This is a genomic window from Ewingella allii, assembly GCF_044430645.1.
GTDB classification, from domain to species: domain Bacteria; phylum Pseudomonadota; class Gammaproteobacteria; order Enterobacterales; family Enterobacteriaceae; genus Ewingella; species Ewingella allii.
This window is the reverse complement of the sequence record NZ_JAWUDN010000012.1, coordinates 115494-123097: the sequence shown is the minus strand read 5'-3', so window position 1 is coordinate 123097 and position 7604 is coordinate 115494. Positions and strand designations below refer to the sequence as shown.

Below are 7604 nucleotides of genomic sequence, written 5' to 3'. Positions count from 1 at the left end.
ATATTTTTTGCCACCGAGGTGGCTGATATCGTCTTGTGAGTGCCCACACAGATTGTCTGATAAATTGTTAAAGAGCATGCCGCTGTTCCGATAAGAATCTTATGCGGCGCGGGAGGCGTATATTACGTTTTCCCGCTGAAGAGTCAAGAGATTATTCATTCGAACATTCTTCTTTTTTCTTCCTCACCGAGCGACTTGTCAGTCGTTGTTCCCGGTCAGTGGAGGCGCATTATAGGGAGTTCTCAGAAGGCCGCAACCCCTAAAATACAAATAATTTATCGACCGCTGATTCTTTCGCCAAAAGGTGTTTAAAGCGGCAATTCTTGGATACTTCTGAAGCCATATGACTGCAAAACAGGCAGCAGGATTTCGGCTTCTTCATTCATCGCCATGCAGTACGCCAGACTTTCTATTTCCACACCCTCTTTTTTGGCAGGAATTTGTTGATGAGAAGTCTCAATAAGCCAATGCGCGCGGCGGGCGATGGCGGAACCCGAGTCAATCAGGCGTGTTCCATCGGGTAATACCTGCGCCAACTCCTCGCTGAGCAGCGGAAAATGAGTACAGCCCAGCACCACGGTGTCCGGCGGCTCTTTCAAACGCAGCCATGGCTGGAGGATTTTCTTCAGCACCGGCAATGAAACTGGCGCGCCGTGCAGCTTCGCCTCGGCTATTTCCACCAGCTCTGCCGAACCCAGCATCAGAATCTGGCAATCCGTGGCAAAGCGCTCGATTAAGTCATGAGTATAAGGACGCTGAACCGTGGCTCGGGTAGCCAGCAATCCCACCACGCCATTCCGCGTTAACTTGGCCGCCGGTTTAATGGCAGGCACCACGCCCACGACCGGGCAGTTGAATTTGGCGCGTAATGCTGGAAGGGAAACCGTGCTCGCGGTATTACAGGCGATAACAATAATAGAAAGGGGATGACGCTTAGCGACCGCGCTGACTATCTCGACCACTCGCTCGACAATAAACTCTTCGGACTTCTCGCCATAGGGGAAAGCCACATTGTCGAAAGCATAGATATAGTGGAGGTCCGGCAGCATCTGCCGGACTTCATGATAAACAGACAATCCGCCGACGCCGGAGTCAAATACCAGCGCCGTCGGACGGCCAGACGTTATCGAGCTATCAGAAGGTATAGCTTCCAGAGAGGAAGTATTCACGTCCTGGTGTTTCGTAGCCATAAACCGTCTCGTAATCTTTATCAAACAAGTTGGCAATTCTACCACGAACGGTTAAATGTGAGGTGACAGGATATGACGCGGCGAGATCCCATAAACTGACGCCGCCGAGTTTAACCGTCTGGTAAGGATATGAGCTAAAGTCCGTGTCGTAACGCTGTCCCAAGTATTGGTAGTTAATCGACCAATCAATCTGCGCCACATTCCAGTCAATCTGGTATTTAGCCTGCTGCTTGGCTCGGCGTACCAATATCGCGTTAGTTTCAGAATTGCGTGGGTCCAGATATTCCAAGGTGATGGCGTGATGTAATGGTCCGGTATCAAAATTACCTGTCCACTCCACGCCTTTAATGGTGGCCTTATTAATATTGTAATAAGTCCCTTGGCTATTGAAATCGATTAACTGATCGATATCGTTGCGATAAGCGGATAAACGCCAATCCAGAGGCCCCGTCAAACCTTCCAGCCCGGCTTCCCACTGCTTGCTTTCTTCAGGTTTCAGATTTGGGTCGCCATAAAAACCGCTATAGAGCTGGCTCAGGTTGGGGGCTTTAAACGCCGTTCCATAGGAAGTTATCAGGCGATATCCGTCGATAAACTCCCACGCGGCGCTGCTCTGCCACGTCGTGTGCTGGCCAAACTGCGAGTTATCATCACTGCGCACCGCGCCCTCAAGGGTGAAGTCGCTAATTTTCTGCTGTGTTGTCAGATAAACGCCGGTATTACGCTGGCTATAGCCATCATTAAGATAGCTGGTGCCCGGCTCGGTGGTGAGTCGCTGCCAATCCAAACCTGCACTTACCTGCCCTTTCCACAATTGGAGGGTGTTGCCCCATTGCAGGTTGTACTGGTCTGAGTCATCTAATGAAGCGGAAGAGTCATACTGCCCGTATCTCGGGTCATAATTATAGTCTTTCACGTGGCTATAACTGCCAATCAGCTGAGTGGCGTAAATCCCATCTTCATAGCGCAGGCCCGTATCATAGGTGCGGCTGTAGAGCTGACGGGTATCGATTAACGGACTGTCAGGCATGTAATAACCATCATAGGCCGTGCGATTGTCATAGCCATAAGCCCGAGCAAAACCGCCAACTTCTTCGGTGAATTGGTGTTGCAGCGCCAGATAGAGCGTCTTACTCATGAAGCCATCGCGGTCAGGCTGAGGAACGCCGCCGTTGTTGCCGTCAGCGACAACATCAATGCCACGCGTATAGGTATAATCGCCCGCGGCGGTGACCGTGGTGTTTTCACCCAGCTTCTGCTGGGTAGAGCCATTGTAATTTTGATACCCATTCGAGCCGATACCCGCCCCGAGGGTCGTCCCATCCTTGTCACGGGTGGTAATAATGTTGACCACGCCGCCAATGGCGTCGGAGCCGTAAACTGCCGAGCGTGGCCCACGGATAAATTCAATCCGCTGTACCAACGCGATAGGGATCTGGCTAAGGTCAGTTGAACCCGAAATACCCGCCTGATTTAAACGCACACCGTCAATTAAGACTAATGTGTGGCTGGAGTTGGTGCCGCGCACAAATAAAGAACTCAGCTGGCCCATGCCGCCATTTTGCGCAATATCCACGCCCGGCAGGCGGCGTAATACATCCACCACGGATTTAGACTGCCAGCGATCAATATCCTCGCGGGTCACTACATCGGTTGGGGCTAACACGGAAGAAACGGGCTGTGGAAAACGGTTGGCGGTCACAACGAGATTGTCGTTGTTATCAGAAGAGGTATTGTCCTGCGCCCACCCTGAAAAAGCCGTGACGGATAATACCGTCAGCAGCGCGTGCTTTTTAATTGTCATGAATTGAGCATCCAAACTTAATTGGCGGATGCCGCAGAAAAACACCCACGTTCTCGCGACGAGGGTGAAAATGCGACGGAATATCGGCAGGTTTTCGGACTTAGGATTTATTGGCTAATTAAAGAAAAAAATAATATGCCGCCACCGGGCGATGACTTCCCATCTCTCTTACATTCTCTATAAAAAGTTCACTATATAAAGAAAGAAGAACCAGACAGTGTCGGTAACAGCTCAAGCTGCTATCGCCTTGACTTCCCCATACCGCTGCGCGCCAGTTCCGGATTCACACCGGATTCCCTTTTAACTCTCTTATCGAGGCCGAATTGCATCCTACGATCAACCCTTTTGGAAATCCAGACATCCGTAAGGGCCATTAAATTTTAATCAAATAGGTTGCGTGAGAAGCATGGCAATAACGCCCATGAATAAGCGGAAAACTGGACTTCGCGGGAGCATTCCCTACAATCCCCCGCTAAGTTCGCCCATTTACCCGCAGTAGACGAGATAAATCATGACGCCTGAAAACCTGCCCATTGAAAAATACGACGACCAACTGGCGGAAAAGACCGCACGTCTCACGGCGATGATGACGCCTTTTCAGGCGCCGGCTCCTGAGGTTTTCCGCTCTCCGGTCAGCCACTATCGCATGCGCGCCGAGTTTCGCGTCTGGCATGACGAGGGCGACCTCTACCACATTATGTTTGATCAGCAGACCAAGGCTCGCGTGCGCGTCGATCAGTTCCCCGCCGCCAGCGAGCTGATTAACCGTCTGATGCCTGTGCTGATTGCCGCTATTAAAGATGAGCCGGTATTGCGCCGCAAAATCTTCCAGATTGATTACTTGTCCACGCGCAGCGGCAAGTTGATCACTTCACTGCTCTACCACCGCAAGCTGGATGATGAGTGGACGGCGGCCGCGACGGTGCTGCGCGACAAACTGCGTCAGGATGGCTTTGATATTCAGCTGATTGGCCGCGCGGCAAAAACTAAAATCATGCTCGACGAAGATTATGTCGATGAAGTACTGCCAGTGGCGGGCCGCGACATGATTTATCGTCAGGTGGAGAACAGCTTCACCCAGCCAAACGCCGAGATGAACATCAAGATGCTCGAATGGGCGCTGGGCATTACTGAAGGCTCGACCGGCGACCTGCTGGAGCTTTATTGCGGCAACGGCAACTTCTCGTTGGCGCTGGCAAGGAACTTCAACCGCGTCCTGGCGACTGAGATTGCCAAGCCGTCCGTGGCGGCGGCGCAATATAATATCGAAGCGAATCAGATTGATAACGTGCAGATTATCCGCATGGCGGCCGAAGACTTTACTCAGGCGATGAACGGCGTGCGCGAATTCCATCGTTTAAAAGATGTGGATTTGTCCGGCTATGACTGTAACACCATTTTTGTCGATCCACCGCGCAGCGGGCTGGACGATGACACCGTGAAGATGGTGCAAGGCTACGACCGTATCCTCTATATCTCCTGCAACCCGGACACGCTGTGCGCCAACCTCGAGACGCTGAGCCAGACCCACAGCCTGACCAAGCTGGCGCTGTTCGACCAATTCCCTTATACCCACCATATGGAATGCGGCGTGCTGCTGGAAAAACGCCGGTAGAAAGAGTCTAAAACAATAAGGCGGGCCACTGAGTGAGCCCGCCTTTTTTACAGCTGAAGCTTCCGTCAGCTATTTTCGCTACAAATAGACCCGCAGATATTCCGACAGGCATAACACGGCCATCGCCTGCCCGTAAGGCATGGAAGTGATGGGGATTTGCCGGTAGTAATCCAGATCGCTGCCCATGGCGGTGCCAAATGAAACGCCCGTCAACTCGCCTGCCGGATTGATCTGCTTTATCACGCCGCGCACGGCTTTCTCGGCAACCGGCGCATAGCTTGAATCTATATAGCGTTTGCGAACGGCCTTCAGGATCCCGTAGGCAAATCCCGCCGCCGCTGAACTTTCCAGATAAGAATTCGGGTCATCCAACAGCGTATGCCACAAACCACTTTCGTCCTGACAGGCCGCCAGCGCGGCAATCTGACTCTCTAAAACTTGCAGTAAATAACGGCGCGTCGCGTTGCCCTCCGGTAAGTCGAGCAGCTCGATAAACTCAGGAATAGCGACGGTTATCCAACTGTTTCCTCGCGCCCAGCGAGCCTGAGCAAAATTATGCTGGCCGCCAAAGGTCCAGCCGTGGAACCAAAGGCCGGTTTGGCGATCCATCAGGTACTGAATATGCAGCAGGAACTGATAGGTCGCCTCTTCGATAAACTCCGGTCTACCGAGCAGTTTGCCGATCTTCGCCAGGGGCATCACGCTCATCATCAGCGTGTCATCCCACATCTGCTGGCTATTTTCATTGTTATAAACGATGTGCTGAATACCGCGTTTTTCGGTGCGCGGCATCTCATGCATCACCCACTCCGCCCAGCGCTCAAGATAGGGTTTCCAAGCCGGATTGCGGGTTTCTTCATAACGGTAGGCCAGCGTCAGGAACGGGCAGACGGTGTTAACATTTTTGGTTGGCGTGCCTTCGGCCAGCCTTGCTGTAAACCAGTCGTCAATGATTGCCCGCATCTGGTCATCGCCAGTCTGTTGATAATATTGATAAATACCGTATAGGCCGATGCCATGGGTCCATTCCCACCCCGCCCAGCCTTTGGTATCAATAACCCGGCCATCGTCCAGACGCAGCAGGAACTCGCCGGTTTCATCTTTAATATTCACCAGATTATGAGTCACTTTATGAATCAGCGACTGTAGCTCGTTTCGCGAGATAAAATACTCAGGCTGCCTCAGCAGCGCGCTGTGCTTAACGTCAAAAACCTTCATGATGCTCTCCATTATTTAAGGGCGCTGACCCTGCTGCTGAATGGGTAAATCGGACATAACCTCAGAGGTCGCTTTTTGCGGCGGCGGATTATTGCGATGCAAATAACCAATATTGTTATTACCCCACAAGGACTCATATTGCAGGCCGGTGAGGAGTTCCACGGTGGCGCGGTCTTCTGTGGTGATCTGCTCAGGGACGGGGCGATTGGCGATACGCATTTTTTGCGTTTCCTGCACCAGCACGCGGTGAGTCTGTAAATTGAGGCGGAAGTAGAGCGAAATAATAAAGCCCATCGTCAGCATCACCAGCGACCCCACAACCAACACGCCGAGGATGGTATGCCCCACCGATGGCAACTGCTCGCTCTTGCCCGAGACAAAACCCGACAGTTGCAAAATGATGCCGACTAACATCACCGCGCCAGCTTGCGAAGCCTTGCGCGTTAGGGTCATGACGCCGGCAAAAATCCCCTCGCGCCTCTGGCCGGTAATGGTTTCATCAACATCGGCAATATAGGTGTAGATATTCCACGGCACGTAGTTGATCCCCCCTCGCCCCAGCCCGGCCAATGCGGAGATCAACAGTAACAGCGACATCGAATCACTCATGTGGCTGAAATAGAGGAAACCGTAGGAGATCACCGCCAGCGCGAAAAGGGTCACGGCCAGCCGATAAGAGGGCGCGGGCCCGAAGCGAATACACAATGGGATCATCGCAATCACGGCGACGAATTGCAGAATAGCCATCACGCCCATCAGGTTCGAGGCGACAGTGGCGGTTTGCATCAGCACAAACACCACATAATAAGTAAATACCGCGTTGAACACGTCCTGCGCGATATAGCCGCCAAGGTACAGGCCGAGATGCTGGCGGAAAATCTTAATACGCAGCGTTGAAGAGAGTTCAACTTTCAATCGCTTAAGGCTCTGCCCCAGCGTCAACTGTTGGCGCTCGCGTTCTATTTTCAACATGGCTTCCGACTTGAGCTCCGCCGGCCGTTCCCAAGTGAAGAAATAGACCAGCGTGAGCACCAGCGCGCAGATCACCGAGAAGACCAAGCTCGAGTAGAAGAAAGAGAGGGGATTATCTTTACCCAGCTGTTGCAGCAAGATCCCCGGCAGGAAGGCGGCCAAAATGGCCGACAGCTGTGCGAGTGCGATACGCGCCCCGGAAAACTTGGTTTTCTGTTTGAAATCGTCGGTCATCTCCGGCACCAGCGTCTCATAAGGCACCAGGATCATGGTGTAAACGATGTCGAACAGCAGATACGTCAGCAGATAGTAGACGTAGTTCATCTCGCCAACCCACATCAGGCTGTAGCTAAACACACAGGGAATGCCGAGAAGAATGAAGAACTTGCGCCGCCCAAAGCGTTTACCGAGCCAGGTGCCGCCAAAGTTATCCGTCAGATAGCCCATTAACGGGCTGAGTACGGCGTCCGCCACGCGGGCGGTCGCAAAGATAAAGGTTGCTTCAATCGGGGTTAGCCCGCAGAAGGTGGTGTAGAAATAGAGTAGCCACGCGGCGGTTAAGGCCGTCGTCCCTGCGCCAAGAAAATCCCCCGAGCCGTAAGCAAGGTAATTTAGTAGTCCGATTTTTCGTGTTTTCATCGCCGTCAGCCCCTTATTGAATCACTGCCAAACGTAGGCAGAATCCAAATGGACGCGGGTCCGCTCTGCCATGATTCAAATTAGCGATGGGGGAGGCCGAAGACCTTTCTGGTTTTGCCACTCATCTCTAACATGTGGCAATTATAGAAAGGTTTAGCCGATCAAC

5 protein-coding genes and 1 riboswitch are annotated in these 7604 nt (G+C 52.5%); of the genes, 1 reads left to right on the top strand and 4 read right to left on the bottom strand.

Annotated elements, in window-relative coordinates; all coding sequences use genetic code 11:
- Positions 1-308 precede the first annotated feature (308 nt).
- Together murI and btuB are read right to left on the bottom strand one after the other, a co-directional pair.
- A complete protein-coding gene (gene murI, locus SBO83_RS20455) occupies positions 309-1190 on the bottom strand; it encodes a glutamate racemase (RefSeq protein ID WP_396132749.1) in 882 nt (293 codons plus the stop codon).
- Positions 1135-2994, bottom strand: a complete 1860-nt coding sequence (gene btuB, locus SBO83_RS20450; protein WP_396132748.1) for a TonB-dependent vitamin B12 receptor BtuB — start codon at positions 2992-2994, stop codon at positions 1135-1137. Before btuB ends, murI begins: the two co-directional genes overlap by 56 nt.
- 67 nt (positions 2995-3061) lie before the next feature.
- A riboswitch (cobalamin riboswitch) is annotated at positions 3062-3332 on the bottom strand.
- A gap of 173 nt (positions 3333-3505) precedes the next feature.
- Here btuB and trmA point away from each other — a divergent pair.
- Positions 3506-4609, top strand: a complete 1104-nt coding sequence (gene trmA / locus SBO83_RS20445) for a tRNA (uridine(54)-C5)-methyltransferase TrmA (RefSeq protein WP_396132747.1) — start codon at positions 3506-3508, stop codon at positions 4607-4609.
- 78 nt (positions 4610-4687) lie between these two features.
- On the opposite strand, the gene bglB is transcribed toward trmA, so the two are convergent.
- Positions 4688-5827, bottom strand: coding sequence for a beta-galactosidase BglB (gene bglB / locus SBO83_RS20440; RefSeq protein ID WP_396132746.1), 1140 nt, complete (start codon positions 5825-5827; stop codon positions 4688-4690).
- A gap of 15 nt (positions 5828-5842) precedes the next feature.
- Positions 5843-7438, bottom strand: coding sequence for an MFS transporter (locus SBO83_RS20435; RefSeq protein WP_353503867.1), 1596 nt, complete (start codon positions 7436-7438; stop codon positions 5843-5845).
- Positions 7439-7604: the final 166 nt, after the last annotated feature.

What these genes read in the sequence shown, in the direction of transcription:
- murI (WP_396132749.1), bottom strand. Translation starts at nt 1,190, where the DNA reads ATGGCTACGAAACACCAGGACGTGAATACTTCCTCTCTGGAAGCTATA.
- btuB (WP_396132748.1), bottom strand. Translation starts at nt 2,994, where the DNA reads ATGACAATTAAAAAGCACGCGCTGCTGACGGTATTATCCGTCACGGCT.
- trmA (WP_396132747.1), top strand. Translation starts at nt 3,506, where the DNA reads ATGACGCCTGAAAACCTGCCCATTGAAAAATACGACGACCAACTGGCG.
- bglB (WP_396132746.1), bottom strand. Translation starts at nt 5,827, where the DNA reads ATGAAGGTTTTTGACGTTAAGCACAGCGCGCTGCTGAGGCAGCCTGAG.
- SBO83_RS20435 (WP_353503867.1), bottom strand. Translation starts at nt 7,438, where the DNA reads ATGAAAACACGAAAAATCGGACTACTAAATTACCTTGCTTACGGCTCG.